Consider the following 18059-nt stretch of genomic DNA (forward strand, 5'->3'; position numbering starts at 1 on the left):
CCTTTTTTGATTACTCGATATCTAGGGGGTCTTCGGAAAGGATTATCCCGGTATTGTCGGCATACAGATGGTCGCCGGAAAAGAACGTCACGCCGCCAAAATTGACGCGTACATCGCTTTCCCCGATGCCTTCACCTGCCGCACCCACCGGAATGGCGGCAATCGCCTGAATACCAATGTCCAGCTCTTCCAGATCGTCTACCTGACGCACTGCGCCGTAGATGACCAGACCTTCCCATTCATTCTGTACAGCCAGACGCGCCAGTTCGGCGTCGACCAGCGCACGACGGACAGAACCACCGCCATCGACCAGCAGGATGCGTCCACGGCCATTTTGTTCGAGCAGATCATACAGCAACCCGTTGTCCTCGAAACATTTTACCGTAATGATTTGTCCGCCAAACGACGACCGTCCTCCAAAGTTAGAGAACAGCGGTTCCACGACGTTGACATCTTCCTGGTAGATGTCACAAAGCTCGGAAGTATCGTATTTCATAGGATCAACGTTCAGTTGCTGCGAGAATTTTTAGTATATCGCGCTATGTGTACTGTTGGCAAAATCATCAATTGTTAATTGATATTTGTCAGTTAAACTGGCCACTGACTTAAGAAAATGCCAACCACAAACAGTAGGTTAGTTAATAGCGCGGCTTTGACCGTTCGTTCCAGCATTGGGCGCATCGCAGTCGGTTCCATTTCGCGCATCACATACCGCGCCTGTTTGATCAGTAGCGGCGCCGCCAGAATAAACAACCATCCCCACAGGCTTTGCAAAGAGAGCAGGTTAAACAGCGCCAGGCAGACCAGAGTCCCCATCAGCAGGCAGGCGTGATAGCGACGGGCGTTGACCGCGCCTAAACGCACAACCAGCGTGTTTTTACCGTTTTCTTTGTCACTGTTGATGTCACGCAGGTTATTGATGTTGAGCACCGCTGTTGCCAGCAGACCACAGGCGGTTGCCGGTAGAATCAGTTCAGGAATCAGCGTGTGTGCCTGCAAATACCAGCTACCCATGACGCTCAGCCAGCCAAAGAACACCAGTACGGAAATATCGCCCAGACCGATGTAACCATACGGGCGGTTACCCACGGTGTAGGTAATGGCCGCGATAATCGACAGGCCGCCCAGCACCAGGAAACCGACAAAATCTGTCAGTGTGTTGCATGCCACGAAGACCAGCGCGAGACCGGACAGGCAAATGAGCGCGACGGTGACGATCAACGCCCGCTTCATCTCCTGCTGAGTGATAACCCCTTTTTGCATTCCACGCAGTGGGCCGATGCGGTCAGGTTTGTCGCTGCCTTTGACGGCGTCGCCATAGTCGTTCGCGAGGTTTGACAGGATCTGCAGCAGCCCTGCAGTAATCAATGCCAACACAGCGACCAGCGGGTCGAAGAATCCTTTCCACCATGCCAGGGCCGTACCGACGATGATCGCCGCGAAGGCGAGCGGTAGGGTCTTGGGTCGTAAACTTTCCAGCCAGGCTTGTGAGCGGCTAATTTGTTGTTGTTCAGTCATATTTAGCGCCAATAAAAATGGGGCTTTTCAGCCCCATCAACAATGATGAAAATGCATTGAACGCGATTATAGGATAAAACGGCTCAGATCTTCATCTGCGACCAGCGCATCCAGATGTTTGCTCACATAATCCGCATCAATTGTTATGCTTTGACCGTTCAGATCGCTGGCTTCATAAGAGATATCTTCCACCAGACGTTCCAGCACAGTGTGCAAACGACGGGCACCGATGTTCTCGGTGGTTTCGTTCACCTGCCATGCTGCCTGAGCGATACGTTTGATACCGTCTTCGGTGAACTCAATGTTCACATCTTCGGTCGCCATCAACGCTTTGTACTGGACGGTAATAGAAGCGTTAGGCTCGGTCAAGATACGCTCAAAGTCGCTGGTGGTCAGCGCCTGCAGCTCAACGCGAATCGGCAGACGCCCCTGTAACTCAGGGATCAGGTCAGACGGTTTTGCCACCTGGAATGCGCCGGAAGCGATAAACAGAATGTGGTCAGTTTTGACCATACCGTGTTTGGTGGAGACGGTGCAGCCTTCAACCAGCGGCAGCAGGTCGCGCTGTACGCCTTCGCGGGAGACATCCGGGCCGGAGGATTCGCCGCGCTTACAGATTTTGTCGATTTCGTCGATAAACACGATACCGTGCTGCTCGACCGCGTCGATTGCGTCCTGTTTCAGCTCTTCCGGATTGACCAGTTTCGCCGCTTCTTCTTCAATCAACAGCTTCATTGCATCTTTGATTTTCAGTTTGCGCGGTTTTTGTTTCTGGCCGCCCAGGTTCTGGAACATAGACTGCAACTGGCTGGTCATTTCTTCCATTCCCGGAGGCGCCATAATTTCAACGCCCATCGGTGCTGCGGCGAGATCGATCTCGATTTCTTTATCATCGAGCTGACCTTCACGCAGTTTTTTGCGGAATGCCTGGCGTGCAGCAGACGGCTCAGACGGTTGTTCAGCCTGGCCCCAGTTGTTTTTCGCCGGTGGGATCAGCACATCAAGAATACGCTCTTCCGCCATCTCTTCCGCGCGGAAGCGGTTTTTCTCGATAGACTGGACGCGAACCATTTTGATGGCTGAATCCGTCAGATCGCGGATGATAGAATCAACTTCTTTGCCGACATAGCCCACTTCGGTGAACTTGGTGGCTTCAACTTTGATGAATGGCGCGTTGGCCAGTTTCGCCAGGCGACGGGCGATTTCGGTTTTACCGACACCGGTCGGGCCGATCATCAGAATATTTTTCGGGGTCACTTCATGGCGCAGCTCTTCGTTGAGCTGCATGCGGCGCCAGCGATTACGTAAGGCGATAGCAACGGAGCGTTTCGCAGCGTCCTGGCCAATAATATGCTTGTTCAGTTCGCTGACGATTTCGCGTGGGGTCATTTCAGACATGGGAGATCCTTACGCTTTAGACGGTAATTCTTCGATGGTATGGAAATGGTTGGTATAGATGCAGATATCACCTGCAATATCCAACGCCTTTTCAGCGATTTCACGCGCGCCGAGCTCGGTGTTTTCCAGCAGAGCGCGTGCTGCCGCCTGAGCGTACGGGCCGCCTGAGCCGATGGCAATCAGATCGTTTTCGGGCTGCACGACGTCACCGTTACCGGTGATGATGAGAGAGGCATTTTCATCTGCTACTGCCAGCAGCGCTTCGAGTTTGCGCAACATGCGATCGGTACGCCAGTCTTTCGCCAGCTCCACGGCGGCTTTGACCAGGTGACCCTGATGCATTTCTAATTTGCGCTCAAACAATTCAAACAGTGTGAAGGCATCCGCAGTGCCGCCGGCAAAGCCCGCAATGACTTTGTCGTTGTACAGGCGGCGAACTTTTTTCACGTTGCCTTTCATTACGGTATTACCCAGTGTGGCCTGACCATCACCGGCGATGACTACATGGCCATTACGGCGTACGCTTACTATTGTTGTCACGAGCAGACCCCTTGGTTACAAATGCAGAATACTGGCCCCGCACAGTCTACGGGGCGTAATGCAAGTATAGATGGGGGGGATTTTGGGGGTTTCAACCCCCAGTAGCGAGTCGAATGCAGTTTGTGTGACCCGCCATCTTCAGGCGGTTGATGGTACCGTCGGCATTTTCTTTGCCTTTCACCGGGCCGATAACCACGCGATTCCAGCCGTTATTGGTGGTAATTCGGGAATCAAAACCTTCAAAGGCCAGCTGCGCACGTACGGTTTCTGCCTGCTCTGCGCCTTTAAACGAGCCGCACTGCACCATCCAGCGGCGCTCATCTTTCTTCTCTGTTGTTGGCTTCGGCGCTTCCGTTGCACGCGCAATTGGCGCGGCCTGTTGCGTTTTTGGCTGTGAAGCGGTGGTGTGCGCCGGTGTTTGCAACAGATCCTGATAAGGCTGCGCGGCCGCAGTCTGTTTAGGTTGCTGCGTCTGACGAGGCTGCTGTACAGGGGCGGTCTGCGCTGTGCGTGTTTGCTGCTGCGGCTGCTGATAAGGCTGCTCAGTCACACGAGGTTGCGTACGCGGCTGTTGAACCGGCTGGGTATTGGTCCACTGTTGTTGTTGCACTTGTTGCTGGGCCAGACGCTGGCGCTGCAACGTTTGCTGACGCTGCTCAGGCGTCTGCTCGTTCCACGGCACTTCGTTCAGCTGTGTCGGCTGCTGGCGCATATCCGCCTGCATCTGTGCCAGTAACTGGCGTTGTTCATTGGTGAGCTGGTCCGGGTTCATGACTTCGCCGCCCGCAGAGGGTTCAGTAGGCGCACGTACGCCAGGCTGGCGACTTTCCAGCTCTTTGATGTAGCGCCAGCGCTCTTCCGGTTTTGGCGGCAATCCATTACCGGTGACCTTCTGGCCCTGCAGTGTTTCGGACTCTTCTTTCTTGTGATGAGTAATGAAGTACAGACCACCGATAAAGGCCACAAGGACGGCGGCTGCAATTGCGACCATTGCTGGTGAGACCGCAGGTATGTTGCGTTGCTTTTTCCGTGAGGTGCTCTTTTTGCGCCGCGAAGGTGCCGGTTGGCCGCGACGTACATAATCTCGTTGTGCCACTATCGTTTCGCTGTATTTATTCGTTCGTCAGCCCGCCATGTTACTTAAGCGACGGGCCTTTGACCAGACAGGGGAGTCTTAAAGCGTTTACTTTAAGTTAAAGCGCGCGTTGAACCCCGAATAATAAGCTCGCAGTCCAGTAAACGTGAACCACTGCTGACATTCTGTCCTTGCAGTTGATCGAGCAATAACAGCATAGCTTCTCGTCCAATTTCAAAGCGTGGCTGTGCAACGGTAGTCAGGGGTGGATCACAAAATTCAGCCAGCGCGATGTTATCGAAACCAATAATGGACAGATCGTCGGGAATTCTCAAACCACGGCGTTTGGCCCAGGAAAGTGCCCCGAGCGCCATAACATCGCTATGGCAGAACACGGCCGTAGGCGGTTGCGGCAGTTCGAGCAGTTGTTGAAGCGCGTTCGCACCTGCTTCATAGGTGAAATCGCCGCGAGCGATATAATGCGGATCAACCGTAATACCGCTACGACGCAATGCCTGAACATAGCCTTGTAAACGGTAGTGGCAAAGCGGCATCTCTTCGGGGCCGGCGATACAGCCAATACGCTGATGCCCTTGTTCATGCAGATAATTCACGGCATCAAAGGCGGCAGTCAGGTTATCGATGTGAACGGTCGGCAACTCCAGTTCGGGTGCAAATTCGTTCGCCATCACCATGGGCGGCAGATTGCGCTGTTCTTCGATACTGGCGTCAAAGGGAAGACGTGAACCGAGCAGCAGCATACCGTCAATCTGCTTGGTGATGATCAGATTGATAAACGTTTTCTCTTGCTGATTCTGGTGGGCGCAATCGCCGATCAACACCAGATAGCCTTGCTTTGCCGCGGTCACTTCGATGCCACGGATAATTTCACTGAAAAATGGATCGCAGATATCCGGGACTATCACCAGGATTGTGCGTGATTCATTGCGTTTAACGTTTCGCCCCATCGATTGCGGTAAATAGCCCACCTCCATAGCTGCCTGTTCCACCCGGCTACGGGTCGACTGGGAGACTTTATCTGGGTTCATTAACGCGCGGGACACGGTTGCCGTTGAGACTTTCGCCTTTAGAGCAACATCTTTCATTGTAGCGGCAGCAACCTGATTCTTCGGTTTCACTCTCTCTCCTCGCCTGGGGCATGCAGGCGCAGACCTATCCCTGGAAAACTAATGTCAGGATCATTTTTATCAGATAGTTAATGGAAGCGGTTACAGAATTTTCATAAAAAGTGTGATGAGTCCTGAATATTTCGATCCACCTCGCATCATGAGGGGGTTATCCCTCAATCGGATCGACATCCAGCACCCATTTGACCTTGCGTGAATCGGGCAGTGTATTGATCAGCGCCATCGTGCCGCTGACGATATGTTGCAGCCGTATCCGGGACGGATGCTGGAGCAAAATTTGCCAGCGATAGCGACCGCCGCGTTTGGGTGCCAGGGCGGGAACCGGCCCCAAAATCCAGAGCTTGTCATCCGACAGCGGGCTGGCCTGAATGAGGTTGCGCAACTGCTGCAGGAATAGCGGTGCCTGCTGATTGTTATGATCTTCCGCCCGTACAATGACATGGCTGGTCCAGGGAGGAAGCTGGAGCGTTTGCCGTTCGGCCAGCGCTTGCTCTGCAAATGCGTCATAACCTTTGTGCAGCAGCGTTTGCAGCAGTGGGTGCTCCGGATGATGTGTTTGCAGCACGACTTCACCCTGTTTACCGGCGCGTCCGGCACGCCCGGAAACCTGGGTATAGAGCTGGGCAAAGCGCTCTGCAGAGCGGAAGTCCGCTGAGAACAGCGCGCCGTCAACGTCCAGTAGCGCCACCAGGGTGACGTCCGGGAAATGGTGACCTTTGGCCAGCATTTGCGTGCCGATCAAAATGCGTGCGCCGCCGCGATGTACTTCCGCCAGATGCTGCTCCAGCGCCCCTTTACGGCTGGTGGTATCGCGATCGATACGGGAAATCGGCACCCCCGGAAAGAAGGGGGCCAATGCGTGTTCAAGTTGCTCAGTGCCTAACCCGACCGGCACCATGTGCGTAGAGCCGCAGGAAGGACACTGGCGCGGCACCGGGCGCTGGCTGTCGCAGTGGTGACAGCGTAAATGGTGTTGTGCCTGATGCAACGTGTAATAGTGGTCGCAGCGCGGACATTCTGCCGTCCAGCCGCAGTCGTGACACAACAGCGCAGGGGCAAATCCCCGACGGTTAAGGAACAGAATAACCTGATTATCGGCCTGCAGATGCTGACGCATACGCGTGATTAACGCGGGAGCCAGTCCGGCTTGCACCTTCTGGCCTTTCAGGTCGAGCACATGCTGCATGGCAGGACGGGCATTGCCAGCACGACGCGTCAGGCGCAGCATGCGGTACTTTTTCTGCCGCACATTGCATAGCGTTTCCAGCGCCGGTGTGGCGGAGCCGAGAATGATGGGGATCTGCTCGCTGTGGGCGCGATAAACAGCAAGGTCGCGGGCATGATAGCGCCAGCCTTCTTGTTGCTTGTAGGAGCTGTCGTGTTCTTCATCAATGACGATGACGCCGAGATTTTTAAACGGCGTGAACAGCGATGAGCGGGTGCCGATAACAATCGCCGCTTCACCATTTTTGGCCTTCAGCCATGCCGAGAGACGTTCGCTGTCATTCAGGCCGGAGTGCAACACCTCGACAGGCGCATTAAAGCGCTCGCGAAAACGGGCAATCGTTTGTGGGGTCAGGCCGATCTCCGGCACCATCACCAGCGCTTGTTTTCCCTGAGCAAGCACGTTTTCCAGCACGCTAAGATACACTTCCGTTTTGCCAGAACCCGTGACACCAGCCAGCAGCCAGGCCGAGAAACTGTCTGACGTGCTGTGAATCGCGCCCACCGCTGTTGCTTGCTCTGTGTTCAGCCGCAGGCGTTCACCCGAGACGGCATAGTGCGTGCGCCAGTCGGTAAAGGCTGGCGTCTCGCTCGCCAGATCGCTCAACCCTTTTTTACGCAGCGCCTGCAGTGCCGCATCAGTAAAGTCGAGATCCGCCACCCGATCGCGCCAGATTTTACCCTGGCGTAGCGCGGCCAGCGCCTGCTGTTGTTTTGGCGAGCGTTTCAGGCTGTTGAGGTCGACAGCCTGTCCCTCTTCCGTGGCAAACCAGTACCACATCGGGGCGTTGCAGGCAGGTCTGCCCTGGCGCAACAAAATAGGCAGGGCATGAAATAGCACATCACCGACAGGATGATGGTAATAATCCGCAGCCCACAGCAGTAAACGCCAGACTGAGGTTGAAAAAACCGGTTCGACGTCCAGCACCTCGACCACCGCTTTTAGCTCATTCAGCGGTAATTCGCTTTGATCGCTGACGGAGACAACAATCCCAACGCGTTCTTGCTGTTTACCAAACGGCACGCGCACACGACACCCGGCTTTAGCGCTCATGCCCTGCGGCAAGAGATAGTCAAAAGTACGGGGAAGCGGAACGGGTAAGGCAACGTGCGCAACGGGCATGTCATCATCCTGACTTGAAATCTGGCGGGTTAGTATACACATTGTGGTAAGGGAGCGCGGATCAGTTTGCATACGCTGGCTAATTTCTGTATGATTCGCCGCCTTTGATGCAAATTGATTGCGTCAAAACTATACTATCAACATCGCGTGGTGTCTGGCGTTAGGGCTGGAAGAGCGACGCGGCCTTAACTGAGGTTTCCCATGAAAAAAGATATTCACCCGAAATACGAAATGATTACTGCAAACTGCTCTTGCGGTAACTCCATCCAGATCCGCTCCACCGTTGGTCACGATCTGAACCTGGACGTATGTGGCCAGTGCCACCCGTTCTACACTGGCAAGCAGCGTGATGTTGCAACCGGTGGCCGTGTTGACCGCTTCAACAAGCGTTTCAGCATCCCGGGCAGCAAATAAGTTTTGCTCCTCAGAAAAAAGCGCCTTACGGCGCTTTTTTTGTGTCTGCAGATTTAAAATTGAAAAAACCATTTCTTTGTTGAATGAATAATCTTTACCTATAAAATAAAACAGTGTTTCTATTTTATAGGTAAATTATTTCTATTAGTGACCTTCATCGTTTTTATCTTTTCGTTTTTGCCATTTATTTTTTTTGTTGGCAAAATTTAAAAGGTTTTATCTCTCCTGCTTAAATACAATCATTTAGAAATTTAAAATTATTCATAAATCCTTTTTGTCTGCTCCTTTTCGGAGAAGCATGTGGATTGATTTCTTAATTTTGTATAAAAAGGGATGGTCATGAAATTAAAGTCCGCGTTACTACTTATTCCATTATTCTCTGCGGCCGCACACGCAGGTTATGTTGATTATCGTCATGAATATTATGACGATGGACGTAACTATGATCGTGTTTATATGTCTCACCGTTTTGCTACTGGTTTTGGTGTGGCAGTAGAAGCCATTTCACGTTCCGATGATGCGCAATCTAATGATGCGTGGAATAATATGGAAAGCAACGGTAACGAGTATACTGCAAGCTATCAATTCACCTGGCATGATCTTATCTGGCAGCCAGGTATCGCAGTCGAAACGGGTGATAATATCGCGATATATAAGCCTTACCTTCGCGTGCAATATAATATCAATGACAACTGGTGGACGGCGTTCCGCTACCGTCAGGAATATGCGCGTAGAAACGCTGACGGTAAAGATGACCGCATGGTTTATCGTCCAGAAGCCTGGCTCGGTTATAACATCAATGACTGGATGTTTGAACTAAACGGCATTTATAAAATTGCTGATAGTGAAGATTTGTATAATAACAAAAAAGAAGATTATGAATATAACTTCCGTGTTGCTTATAAGATAGGTTCCTGGGTCCCGTTTGTTGAAATTGGTAACGTCTCCTCAGGTTATAACACGACAACGACGGACGATCGCCAGACACGTTATCGTGTTGGTCTTGGTTATAACTTCTAATTGTTAATCCCATTTATATATACAAAACATCATTCGAATTGCATTTCAACACGCATCAGCGTCTTGAACAACGTTTTCCCTGATCATGCAGGCGTGAGACTACAAGCCGAATAACGCAGCAAGGGCGTGAATTCCGATAATAAGCGATTAGGGCGAGCGAGTGCAACCAATGCACATGCAACCAGAAGTATGGCGAGTATAGAAAATAGAGTTAGTGGTAGCGCGTCTTATTATTACCCTGAGTATCAGGACGTACGCATACTTCGCGTGAATAACGTGTCTAAGGAGTTGACATAATGTCTAGTGATGAACATGTTATAGGAAGTACAAGCATTGCCATTAGGCCTTTCGGATTCAGAGATAAAATTGGTTATTTATGTGGTGACCTGGGGAACTGTTTTATTCTTGGGTTAGTGAATAGTTTTTTAATGATTTATTACACTAACGTGCTCGGTGTTTCCGGCGTCATTGTCGGGTCACTCTATTTTGTGACAAAACTCTTTGATGCGTTTGTTGATGTCGCCGTAGGGCGCTTATGCGATACATCTAAACTGACAGCTTACGGGCGTTTTAATCCCTGGGTTCGTCGCATGAGATACCCTTTCTGTATCATTTCGGTCGTTCTTTTTCTGCCGTTTGTTCATGAATTTTCTGAAACGGCGAAAATTATTTATATCTGCTGTTCTTATTTTATTTATGGTTCGTTGTTATCGACCGTTAACATTCCTTATGGTGCCATGTCAGCAGCGATTAGCTCGAATCCGGACGATCGTGTTTCGCTTTCGACCTACCGCAGCATTGGTTCGGCGATTGGTGGCGGGGCAACCGGCTTTTTTATTCCCATTCTGATGTATACAACCCTGGTTGACGGAAGTCAGGTTATTTCCGGGCAACATTTCTTCTGGATTGCGATTGGCTGCTCAATACTGGCTTTTATCTTTTTAACACTGACCTGTCACTTAACGACAGAACGCGTGCGCGTGGAAAAGAAAGAGAGCATGCCCGTTTCTGTTTTGCTGAAGGGATTATTACGTAATAAAGCACTGATCGTTTTAGTCATTGTGGATCTGCTTATTGTTATTAATCAGGGACTCTCCGGCACCAATATGACCTATCTGTTTAATGACTATTTCCACAATAAAGCCGCAATGTCTGTCGCACTCCTGTTTACCTTTGGTTCCCTGATTCTGCTGGCGCCGTCGGCGTCCTGGCTCACGAAGCGGTTTGGTAAAAAAGAAGCCAGCGTCGGCGCGCTGTTATTTTCGGTGGTGATGTATCTGATTATGTACTTCATCCACATTACGGATGCGAAAGCCTATCTGGTCTTCCTGTTCCTTGCGACGCTGGGGGCCGGGTTATTCAACCTGATGATTTGGGCGTTTATGACTGACGTGTGCGATTATCATCAGTATGTCACTGGCGAACGTGAGGATGGCACCGTTTATGGTGTGAACTTCTTTGCCCGCAAAGTGGGTCAGGCATGCGCAGGGGCCATTGGCGGTTTTATGCTGGCTATCATCGGTTATCAATCCTCGTCAACGGGCGGGGCTGTACAAACCAGCGCCGTGCAGGAAAACATTTACACGATGGCGAATCTCATACCGGCCTTATGCCTGTTTCTGGCAGCACTGATTTTGATTTATTTCTATCCACTGGGCCGAAAAGAAACGCTCAAAATGGAGGAAACTCTGAATAAATTCAATGGGATTAGCAAATAACCCGTGAGTATCCTATGAAAGTGATGGGGTTATGAGTCTGAAAGGCAGGGGGGAAACCTCTGCCTTTGTTGTTTCATCGGTAAACGTCCTTGTTACACCTTTAAAAAAAGCGGCAGGGTAACCCCACGCCGCTCTTTACTGCTTTAGTATTCCCACGTCTCCGGGTCGATCCCCAGTTCACGCATAATTTCTTTTGCCGCTTCCGGGATTTCATCACTACGTTCTTTACGCAGATCGTCGTCATTCGGCAAGGGTTGTCCGGTGAACGCGTGCAGGAACGCTTCACACAGCAGTTCGCTGTTGGTGGCGTGACGCAGGTTATTCACCTGACGACGCGTACGTTCATCGGTGAGGATTTTTAACACCTTCAGAGGAATGGAAACCGTAATTTTTTTGACTTGCTCACTCTTCTTACCGTGCTCAGCGTATGGGCTGATATATTCGCCGCTCCATTCAGCCATGAGATACTTAATCCTCTTCGTCATTAATATGAGGCCGGAAACTGAATCCAGGCCATAATTGCGCGTAGTTTACCGTAGTGGCGCGGCCCTTACACGAAGTTAGCCGTCGCGGATGTGCGCTAATGCGTATAATTTTAACGGCTATTTTCCGTTTGCTCAATCTATACGCAAAGAAGTTTAGATGTCCAGATGTATTGACGTCTATTATAACTATGTTTACTCTGAGGTCTGACTTTCACTGACTCAGCCCAGGAACTTCTCAACATGACGCGTAAACAGGCCACCATCGCAGTGCGTAGCGGGTTAAACGACGACGAGCAGTACGGTTGCGTTGTCCCGCCGATTCACCTTTCCAGCACCTATAACTTTACCGGTTTTAATGAACCTCGTGCACACGATTACTCCCGACGTGGCAATCCCACGCGCGATGTGGTCCAGCGCGCGCTGGCAGAGCTTGAAGGTGGCGCAGGCGCGGTGCTCACCAATACCGGTATGTCGGCGATTCACCTGGTGACGACGGTGTTCCTGAAGCCTGGCGATCTGCTGGTAGCGCCGCATGACTGTTACGGCGGCAGTTACCGTTTATTCGACAGCCTGGCAAAACGTGGCTGCTATCGTGTGCTGTTTGTGGATCAAGGTGATGAGCAGGCTCTGCTGGCCGCGCTGGCAGAAAAACCCAAACTGGTGTTAGTGGAAAGCCCAAGTAATCCATTGTTACGCGTGGTGGATATTGCGAAAATCTGCACGCTGGCGCGTGAGGCTGGGGCGGTAAGCGTCGTGGACAACACGTTTTTAAGCCCGGCGTTGCAAAATCCGCTGGCATTGGGTGCCGATCTGGTGTTGCATTCATGCACTAAATATCTGAATGGTCACTCGGATGTGGTGGCAGGCGTGGTGATTGCCAAAGATCCGGATACCGTGACTGAACTGGCGTGGTGGGCGAATAATATCGGCGTAACTGGCGGCGCGTTTGATAGCTACCTGTTGTTGCGTGGGTTGCGTACGTTGTCGCCGCGTATGGAAGTGGCTCAACGCAATGCGCAGGCCGTTGTTGATTATCTGCAAACTCAGCCGCTGGTGAAAAAACTGTATCATCCGTCTTTGCCGGAGAATCAGGGGCACGAGATTGCTGCGCGCCAGCAAAAAGGCTTTGGCGCCATGTTGAGTTTTGAACTGGATGGCGATGAGCAGACGTTGCGCCGCTTCCTGAGCGGGCTGTCTTTGTTTACGCTGGCGGAATCCTTAGGGGGCGTTGAGAGTCTGATCTCTCATGCCGCGACGATGACGCATGCGGGCATGGCGCCGGAAGCGCGTGCCGCCGCCGGGATCTCCGAGACGTTGCTGCGTATCTCCACGGGTATTGAAGATGGCGAAGATTTAATTGCCGACCTGGAAAATGGCTTCCGGGCTGCAAACAAGGGGTAAACATGAGTGTGATTGCGCAGGCAGGGACGACGGGTCGTCAACTGCATAAATTTGGTGGCAGTAGTCTGGCAGACGTGAAATGTTATCTGCGTGTCGCAGGCATCATGGCAGAGTACTCACAGCCTGACGATATGATGGTCGTTTCCGCCGCAGGCAGTACCACCAACCAGTTGATTAGCTGGCTGAAATTAAGCCAGACCGACAGACTCTCTGCGCATCAGGTTCAGCAGACGTTGCGTCGCTATCAGAGCGATCTTATCAGTGGATTATTACCGGCAGAGGTCGCAGACGACCTGCTCAGCGCCTTCGTCAATGACCTGGAACGGCTGGCGGGTTTGCTCGACAGCGGCGTGACCGATGCTGTTTATGCGGAAGTGGTCGGGCACGGTGAAGTATGGTCGGCGCGTCTGATGTCGGCGGTGCTTAACCAACAGGGACTGGCGTCTGCATGGCTGGACGCGCGTGAGTTCTTACGTGCCGAGCGCGCCGCACAGCCGCAGGTAGACGAGGGGCTCTCTTACCCATTATTGCAGCAACTGCTGGCGCAGCATCCGGGAAAACGCCTGGTGGTGACCGGATTTATCAGCCGCTGTAATGCGGGCGAAACGGTACTGCTGGGCCGTAACGGTTCTGACTATTCCGCTACGCAAATTGGCGCACTGGCCGGAGCCTCCCGCGTCACTATCTGGAGCGATGTGGCCGGGGTGTACAGCGCCGATCCGCGTAAAGTGAAAGATGCCTGCCTGCTGCCGCTGCTGCGTCTGGATGAAGCCAGCGAGCTGGCGCGTCTGGCGGCGCCGGTTCTGCATGCCCGTACGTTGCAGCCGGTCTCCGGAAGCGATATCGATCTGCAATTGCGCTGTAGCTACACGCCGGATCAGGGTTCCACCCGTATCGAACGCGTGCTGGCTTCTGGTACAGGCGCGCGGATTGTGACCAGCCATGATGATGTCTGCCTGATTGAGTTTCAGGTACCTGCAAGCCAGGATTTTAAGCTGGCATACAAAGATATCGATCAGATTCTGAAACGGGCGCAGGTGCGTCCGCTGGCCGTTGGCGTCCATAATGACCGCCAGTTGCTGCAGTTTTGCTACACCTCCGAAGTGGCCGACAGCGCGCTGAAAATTCTCGATGAAGCAGGTTTACCGGGCGAGCTGCGTTTGCGTCAGGGGCTGGCGCTGGTGGCTATGGTCGGCGCTGGCGTCACCCGTAACCCGCTGCACTGCCACCGTTTCTGGCAGCAGCTGAAAGGTCAACCGGTTGAGTTTACCTGGCAGTCGGAAGAGGGCATTAGCCTGGTGGCGGTCCTTCGCACCGGGCCGACCGAAAGCCTGATTCAGGGCTTGCACCAGTCGATTTTCCGGGCGGAAAAACGGATCGGTCTGATGCTGTTTGGCAAAGGCAACATCGGCTCACGCTGGCTGGAGCTGTTTGCTCGCGAGCAAAGCACGCTCTCGGCGCGTACCGGTTTTGAATTTGTGCTGGCAGGCGTGGTGGACAGCCGCCGTAGCCTGCTGAACTATGAAGGGCTGGATGCCAGCCGCGCGCTGGCGTTCTTTAACGACGAAGCCATTGAGCAGGATGAAGAGTCGCTGTTCCTGTGGATGCGTGCGCACCCGTATGACGATCTGGTGGTGCTGGATGTGACTGCCAGTGAGCAACTAGCCGATCAGTATCTTGATTTTGCCAGCCACGGTTTCCACGTCATCAGCGCCAATAAACTGGCTGGGGCGAGTACCAGCGATAAGTATCGCCAGATCCATGACGCGTTTGAAAAAACCGGGCGTCACTGGTTGTACAACGCCACCGTGGGTGCGGGTTTGCCGATCAACCACACGGTGCGCGACCTGATCGACAGTGGCGATACCATTCTGTCGATCAGCGGGATCTTCTCCGGCACGCTATCGTGGCTGTTCCTGCAGTTTGACGGCACGGTTCCCTTTACCGATTTGGTGGATCAGGCGTGGCAGCAGGGGCTGACAGAGCCGGATCCGCGCGTTGACCTTTCCGGTAAGGATGTGATGCGCAAACTGGTGATTCTGGCGCGTGAAGCGGGTTACGACATCGAGCCGGATCAGGTGCGTGTAGAGTCGCTGGTGCCTGCGCATTGCGAAGAGGGGTCAATTGACCATTTCTTTGAGAATGGCGATGAACTGAATGAGCAGATGGTGCAGCGTCTGGAAGCCGCCCACGAAATGGGGCTGGTGCTGCGCTATGTGGCGCGTTTCGATGCCAACGGCAAAGCGCGCGTCGGCGTGGAAGCGGTGCGTGCGGAACACCCGCTGGCAGCGTTGTTGCCGTGCGATAATGTCTTCGCCATCGAAAGCCGCTGGTATCGCGATAACCCGCTGGTCATTCGTGGGCCGGGTGCCGGTCGTGATGTGACTGCCGGGGCCATTCAGTCAGACATCAACCGTCTGGCGCAACTGCTGTAGTCCTGTGTCGCCCTCCGGCCTACGTTAAGTACCACTCGTAGGCCGGATAAGCGCAGCGCCATCCGGCGTATTTATTGCTTCGCAAACACCTCTTTTGCGGCGAACAGACCGTTCAACGCGGCCGGAAAACCGGCGTAAACCGCCATCTGCATTATCACTTCAATGATCTCCTCTTGCGTTAACCCGACGTGCAGTGCAGCGGCGAGATGCACCTTCAACTGTGGCGTGGCGTTACCCAGCGCGGTCAATGCGGCGACGGTTGCAATTTCCCGACTGCGTAAATCCAGCCCCGGACGGGAATAGATATCGCCGAAAGGAAATTCGATCAGGTAGCGGGCGAAGTCCGGCGCGATATCTTGCAAACTTTTGACGACGGCATCGCCACCCTTGCCATCCACCTGTTGCAGCATGTCCTGACCCGTTATAAAGCGTTCTGAATGCATCACATCTTCCTCGTTTGTTCAGTAGGTGACGTGAGGATAGGGCGCGCAGAATGATTTGGATAATACCGTTTCCGTGATACCTTTTCGGTATGACAACGCCGCCGCTGTACTCTCTGGATATTCGCCAACTGCGCTACTTTGCTGTGGTGGCGGAAGAGAACAATATGAGCCGCGCCGCACAGCGACTGTTTATGTCGCAGCCGCCGCTCAGCCGCCATATACGCCAGCTCGAAGACCGCCTGGGGGTGACGTTGTTTGTCCGTCATACCAAAGGTCTTACGCTGACGGAGGAGGGAAAGCGGGTGCTGGAGATCATTCGTCCGCTGCTGGCGCAGCAAGAAAAAACGTACGCTGCTCTGCATCAGCTCACACAATCTGGCGTACCGTCGCTGCGGCTGGGATTAACAACGGCATTTGAGCAAGGGGTTTTCGCGTCTCTGGAAACGCCGCTTAATACGCGTGTTGAGACACTGAATATTGTGCGTCATGGTTCACCTGAACTGGTGCGTCAGGTACGGCGCGGGAAGCTGGATGCCGCGCTGGTGGCGCTGCCGCTTGAGGCAGCAGGTCTGGACGTCACACCGCTCAACTGGCATGAGCCGCTGATTGCTGCCATCCCTGCAGCCTGGCCAGAAGCGGGCAGGGAACCCCTCTCTTTAGCGGCGCTTAATCACCGACCACTTTTCTGGTTTAAACGTGAACGTAACCCCGCATTCTTCGACTATACCCGGGATGTTTTTCATCGCGTCGATTACGTTCCTTCCTGCCTTGAAGAGCCACTGGAGCATGACGTACTGCTCGCGCGCATTGCTCATGGCGACGGTCTGAGTCTGCTCCCGGCCTCGTTTGCGGCTATTCAGCGTCAGGGAGTCGTTTTCTGCGCGTTGAACGACAACGAATTGCGTATCACGGCCGGGTTGGTAATGTTGCCTGAAAACGCTGCACGACTGGAGTGGCTTAAAACAGAGATGTTGCAATCCCTTGTCTGTTCGGACTAACTTGAATTATTTTCATCTTCACTGAGGATTCCTCACCGTTAATGGTGATTTTTCAGTTGACGCCACGCCGCTTTTCCGTCATTTTTACATCTAGACGTCTAAATGGATAGATGTTCACAACACAACATATAATGACAAAAGATTGATGAGGTAAGGTATGAGCTTTTTTCACGCCAACCAGCGGGAAGCCCTGAATCAGAGCCTGGCAGAAGTCCAGGGTCAGATTAACGTTTCGTTCGAATTCTTCCCGCCGCGCACCAGTGAAATGGAGCAGACCTTGTGGAACTCCATCGATCGCCTGAGTAGCCTGAAGCCAAAATTTGTCTCTGTGACTTACGGTGCCAACTCGGGTGAGCGCGACCGTACACACAGCATTATTAAAGGGATTAAGGATCGTACCGGTCTGGAAGCGGCGCCGCACCTGACCTGTATCGATGCGACACGCGATGAACTGCGCACGATTGCGCAGGATTACTGGAATAACGGTATTCGCCATATCGTTGCGCTGCGTGGCGATCTGCCGCCGGGCAGCGGTAAGCCGGAGATGTATGCGGCTGATTTGGTGGGATTGCTAAAAGAGGTCGCGGACTTTGATATCTCCGTTGCCGCCTACCCGGAAGTGCATCCTGAAGCAAAAAGCGCCCAGGCCGATCTGCTTAATCTGAAGCGTAAAGTGGATGCCGGCGCCAGCCGTGCTATCACTCAGTTTTTCTTTGATGTGGAAAGTTATCTGCGTTTTCGCGATCGCAGTGTCTCCGCGGGCATCGATGTTGAAATCATTCCGGGCATCCTGCCGGTTTCCAACTTTAAGCAAGCGAAGAAATTTGCTGACATGACCAACGTGCGTATTCCGGCCTGGATGTCACAAATGTTTGAAGGCCTGGACGATGACGCGGAAACCCGCAAACTGGTCGGCGCTAATATCGCGATGGACATGGTGAAGATTCTAAGTCGCGAAGGGGTAAAAGATTTTCACTTCTACACGCTGAACCGTGCAGAGATGAGTTATGCCATTTGCCACACGCTGGGTGTAAGGCCTGGTTTATAAAATGCCTCGCCCTCTTCGGAGGGCTTTTTTTTGATCACATTGATCTACATCCCTGTAACTAAAAATATAAA

At 52.9% G+C, this 18059-nt stretch carries 16 protein-coding genes; 7 read left to right on the top strand and 9 right to left on the bottom strand.

What is annotated here, in order from left to right; translation table 11 throughout:
- Positions 1 to 10: 10 nt before the first annotated feature.
- From rraA to priA, 7 genes are all read right to left on the bottom strand, one after another.
- Positions 11 to 496, bottom strand: a complete 486-nt coding sequence (gene rraA, locus AC07UY_RS17765) for a ribonuclease E activity regulator RraA (RefSeq protein WP_103779966.1) — start codon at positions 494 to 496, stop codon at positions 11 to 13.
- 92 nt (positions 497 to 588) lie between these two features.
- Positions 589 to 1518, bottom strand: coding sequence for a 1,4-dihydroxy-2-naphthoate polyprenyltransferase (menA, locus tag AC07UY_RS17770; RefSeq protein WP_203359376.1), 930 nt, complete (start codon positions 1516 to 1518; stop codon positions 589 to 591).
- Positions 1519 to 1584: 66 nt separating this feature from the next.
- On the bottom strand, positions 1585 to 2916 hold the full coding sequence (gene hslU, locus AC07UY_RS17775; RefSeq protein ID WP_494701656.1) for an ATP-dependent protease ATPase subunit HslU: 1332 nt from the start codon (positions 2914 to 2916) through the stop codon (positions 1585 to 1587).
- 9 nt (positions 2917 to 2925) lie between these two features.
- The gene (gene hslV / locus AC07UY_RS17780) at positions 2926 to 3456 is read right to left on the bottom strand and encodes an ATP-dependent protease subunit HslV (protein ID WP_007369227.1); all 531 of its coding nucleotides are present in this window, start codon (positions 3454 to 3456) and stop codon (positions 2926 to 2928) included.
- A gap of 91 nt (positions 3457 to 3547) precedes the next feature.
- Positions 3548 to 4552 carry a cell division protein FtsN gene (gene ftsN, locus AC07UY_RS17785; RefSeq protein WP_494701655.1) on the bottom strand — a complete coding sequence of 335 codons (1005 nt, stop codon included), beginning with the start codon at positions 4550 to 4552 and terminating at the stop codon, positions 3548 to 3550.
- A 92-nt stretch (positions 4553 to 4644) separates the two neighbouring features.
- The gene (gene cytR, locus AC07UY_RS17790) at positions 4645 to 5670 is read right to left on the bottom strand and encodes a DNA-binding transcriptional regulator CytR (protein ID WP_203359374.1); all 1026 of its coding nucleotides are present in this window, start codon (positions 5668 to 5670) and stop codon (positions 4645 to 4647) included.
- Positions 5671 to 5827: 157 nt separating this feature from the next.
- The gene (priA, locus tag AC07UY_RS17795) at positions 5828 to 8026 is read right to left on the bottom strand and encodes a primosomal protein N' (RefSeq protein WP_494701654.1); all 2199 of its coding nucleotides are present in this window, start codon (positions 8024 to 8026) and stop codon (positions 5828 to 5830) included.
- A gap of 201 nt (positions 8027 to 8227) precedes the next feature.
- Here priA and rpmE point away from each other — a divergent pair, with 201 nt between their 5' ends.
- The 3 genes from rpmE to AC07UY_RS17810 all read left to right on the top strand — a co-directional run bounded on the left by rpmE (position 8228) and on the right by AC07UY_RS17810 (position 11178).
- Positions 8228 to 8440: a 50S ribosomal protein L31 gene (gene rpmE, locus AC07UY_RS17800; protein ID WP_103177500.1), complete on the top strand. Its 213-nt coding sequence runs from the start codon at positions 8228 to 8230 to the stop codon at positions 8438 to 8440.
- Between the two features lie 339 nt (positions 8441 to 8779).
- Positions 8780 to 9460 carry an oligogalacturonate-specific porin KdgM family protein gene (locus tag AC07UY_RS17805; RefSeq protein WP_494660764.1) on the top strand — a complete coding sequence of 227 codons (681 nt, stop codon included), beginning with the start codon at positions 8780 to 8782 and terminating at the stop codon, positions 9458 to 9460.
- 296 nt (positions 9461 to 9756) lie between these two features.
- Positions 9757 to 11178 (top strand): MFS transporter, encoded by a 1422-nt coding sequence (locus tag AC07UY_RS17810; protein ID WP_494701653.1) that lies wholly within the window; start codon positions 9757 to 9759, stop codon positions 11176 to 11178.
- A 143-nt stretch (positions 11179 to 11321) separates the two neighbouring features.
- Here the strand turns inward: AC07UY_RS17810 and metJ are convergent, their stop codons facing one another.
- Positions 11322 to 11639 (bottom strand): met regulon transcriptional regulator MetJ, encoded by a 318-nt coding sequence (gene metJ, locus AC07UY_RS17815; RefSeq protein WP_162380293.1) that lies wholly within the window; start codon positions 11637 to 11639, stop codon positions 11322 to 11324.
- A 264-nt stretch (positions 11640 to 11903) separates the two neighbouring features.
- On the opposite strand from metJ, the gene metB reads away from it, so the two are divergent.
- Together metB and metL are read left to right on the top strand one after the other, a co-directional pair.
- Positions 11904 to 13064 carry a cystathionine gamma-synthase gene (gene metB / locus AC07UY_RS17820; RefSeq protein WP_192613863.1) on the top strand — a complete coding sequence of 387 codons (1161 nt, stop codon included), beginning with the start codon at positions 11904 to 11906 and terminating at the stop codon, positions 13062 to 13064.
- Between the two features lie 2 nt (positions 13065 to 13066).
- Positions 13067 to 15499: a bifunctional aspartate kinase/homoserine dehydrogenase II gene (gene metL / locus AC07UY_RS17825; protein ID WP_494660763.1), complete on the top strand. Its 2433-nt coding sequence runs from the start codon at positions 13067 to 13069 to the stop codon at positions 15497 to 15499.
- A 71-nt stretch (positions 15500 to 15570) separates the two neighbouring features.
- Here the strand turns inward: metL and AC07UY_RS17830 are convergent, their stop codons facing one another.
- Entirely contained in the window at positions 15571 to 15942 is a 372-nt protein-coding gene (locus AC07UY_RS17830; protein WP_494660762.1) for a carboxymuconolactone decarboxylase family protein, read from the bottom strand.
- Positions 15943 to 16031: 89 nt separating this feature from the next.
- Between AC07UY_RS17830 and AC07UY_RS17835 the strand changes: the two genes are divergently transcribed.
- Both AC07UY_RS17835 and metF read left to right on the top strand, forming a co-directional pair.
- Complete coding sequence (locus AC07UY_RS17835; RefSeq protein WP_494660761.1) at positions 16032 to 16940, top strand: LysR family transcriptional regulator; 909 nt, start codon at positions 16032 to 16034, stop codon at positions 16938 to 16940.
- 157 nt (positions 16941 to 17097) lie between these two features.
- Positions 17098 to 17988: a methylenetetrahydrofolate reductase gene (metF, locus tag AC07UY_RS17840; RefSeq protein WP_494660760.1), complete on the top strand. Its 891-nt coding sequence runs from the start codon at positions 17098 to 17100 to the stop codon at positions 17986 to 17988.
- The last annotated feature ends 71 nt before the right edge of the window (positions 17989 to 18059 follow it).

It is taken from the genome of Citrobacter sp. GW821-FHT02E08, assembly GCF_059421685.1.

What these genes read in the sequence shown, in the direction of transcription:
- metB (WP_192613863.1), top strand. Translation starts at nt 11,904, where the DNA reads ATGACGCGTAAACAGGCCACCATCGCAGTGCGTAGCGGGTTAAACGAC.
- priA (WP_494701654.1), bottom strand. Translation starts at nt 8,026, where the DNA reads ATGCCCGTTGCGCACGTTGCCTTACCCGTTCCGCTTCCCCGTACTTTT.
- metJ (WP_162380293.1), bottom strand. Translation starts at nt 11,639, where the DNA reads ATGGCTGAATGGAGCGGCGAATATATCAGCCCATACGCTGAGCACGGT.
- metL (WP_494660763.1), top strand. Translation starts at nt 13,067, where the DNA reads ATGAGTGTGATTGCGCAGGCAGGGACGACGGGTCGTCAACTGCATAAA.
- hslU (WP_494701656.1), bottom strand. Translation starts at nt 2,916, where the DNA reads ATGTCTGAAATGACCCCACGCGAAATCGTCAGCGAACTGAACAAGCAT.
- AC07UY_RS17830 (WP_494660762.1), bottom strand. Translation starts at nt 15,942, where the DNA reads ATGCATTCAGAACGCTTTATAACGGGTCAGGACATGCTGCAACAGGTG.
- metF (WP_494660760.1), top strand. Translation starts at nt 17,098, where the DNA reads ATGAGCTTTTTTCACGCCAACCAGCGGGAAGCCCTGAATCAGAGCCTG.
- AC07UY_RS17835 (WP_494660761.1), top strand. Translation starts at nt 16,032, where the DNA reads ATGACAACGCCGCCGCTGTACTCTCTGGATATTCGCCAACTGCGCTAC.
- AC07UY_RS17805 (WP_494660764.1), top strand. Translation starts at nt 8,780, where the DNA reads ATGAAATTAAAGTCCGCGTTACTACTTATTCCATTATTCTCTGCGGCC.
- rpmE (WP_103177500.1), top strand. Translation starts at nt 8,228, where the DNA reads ATGAAAAAAGATATTCACCCGAAATACGAAATGATTACTGCAAACTGC.
- menA (WP_203359376.1), bottom strand. Translation starts at nt 1,518, where the DNA reads ATGACTGAACAACAACAAATTAGCCGCTCACAAGCCTGGCTGGAAAGT.
- AC07UY_RS17810 (WP_494701653.1), top strand. Translation starts at nt 9,757, where the DNA reads ATGTCTAGTGATGAACATGTTATAGGAAGTACAAGCATTGCCATTAGG.
- rraA (WP_103779966.1), bottom strand. Translation starts at nt 496, where the DNA reads ATGAAATACGATACTTCCGAGCTTTGTGACATCTACCAGGAAGATGTC.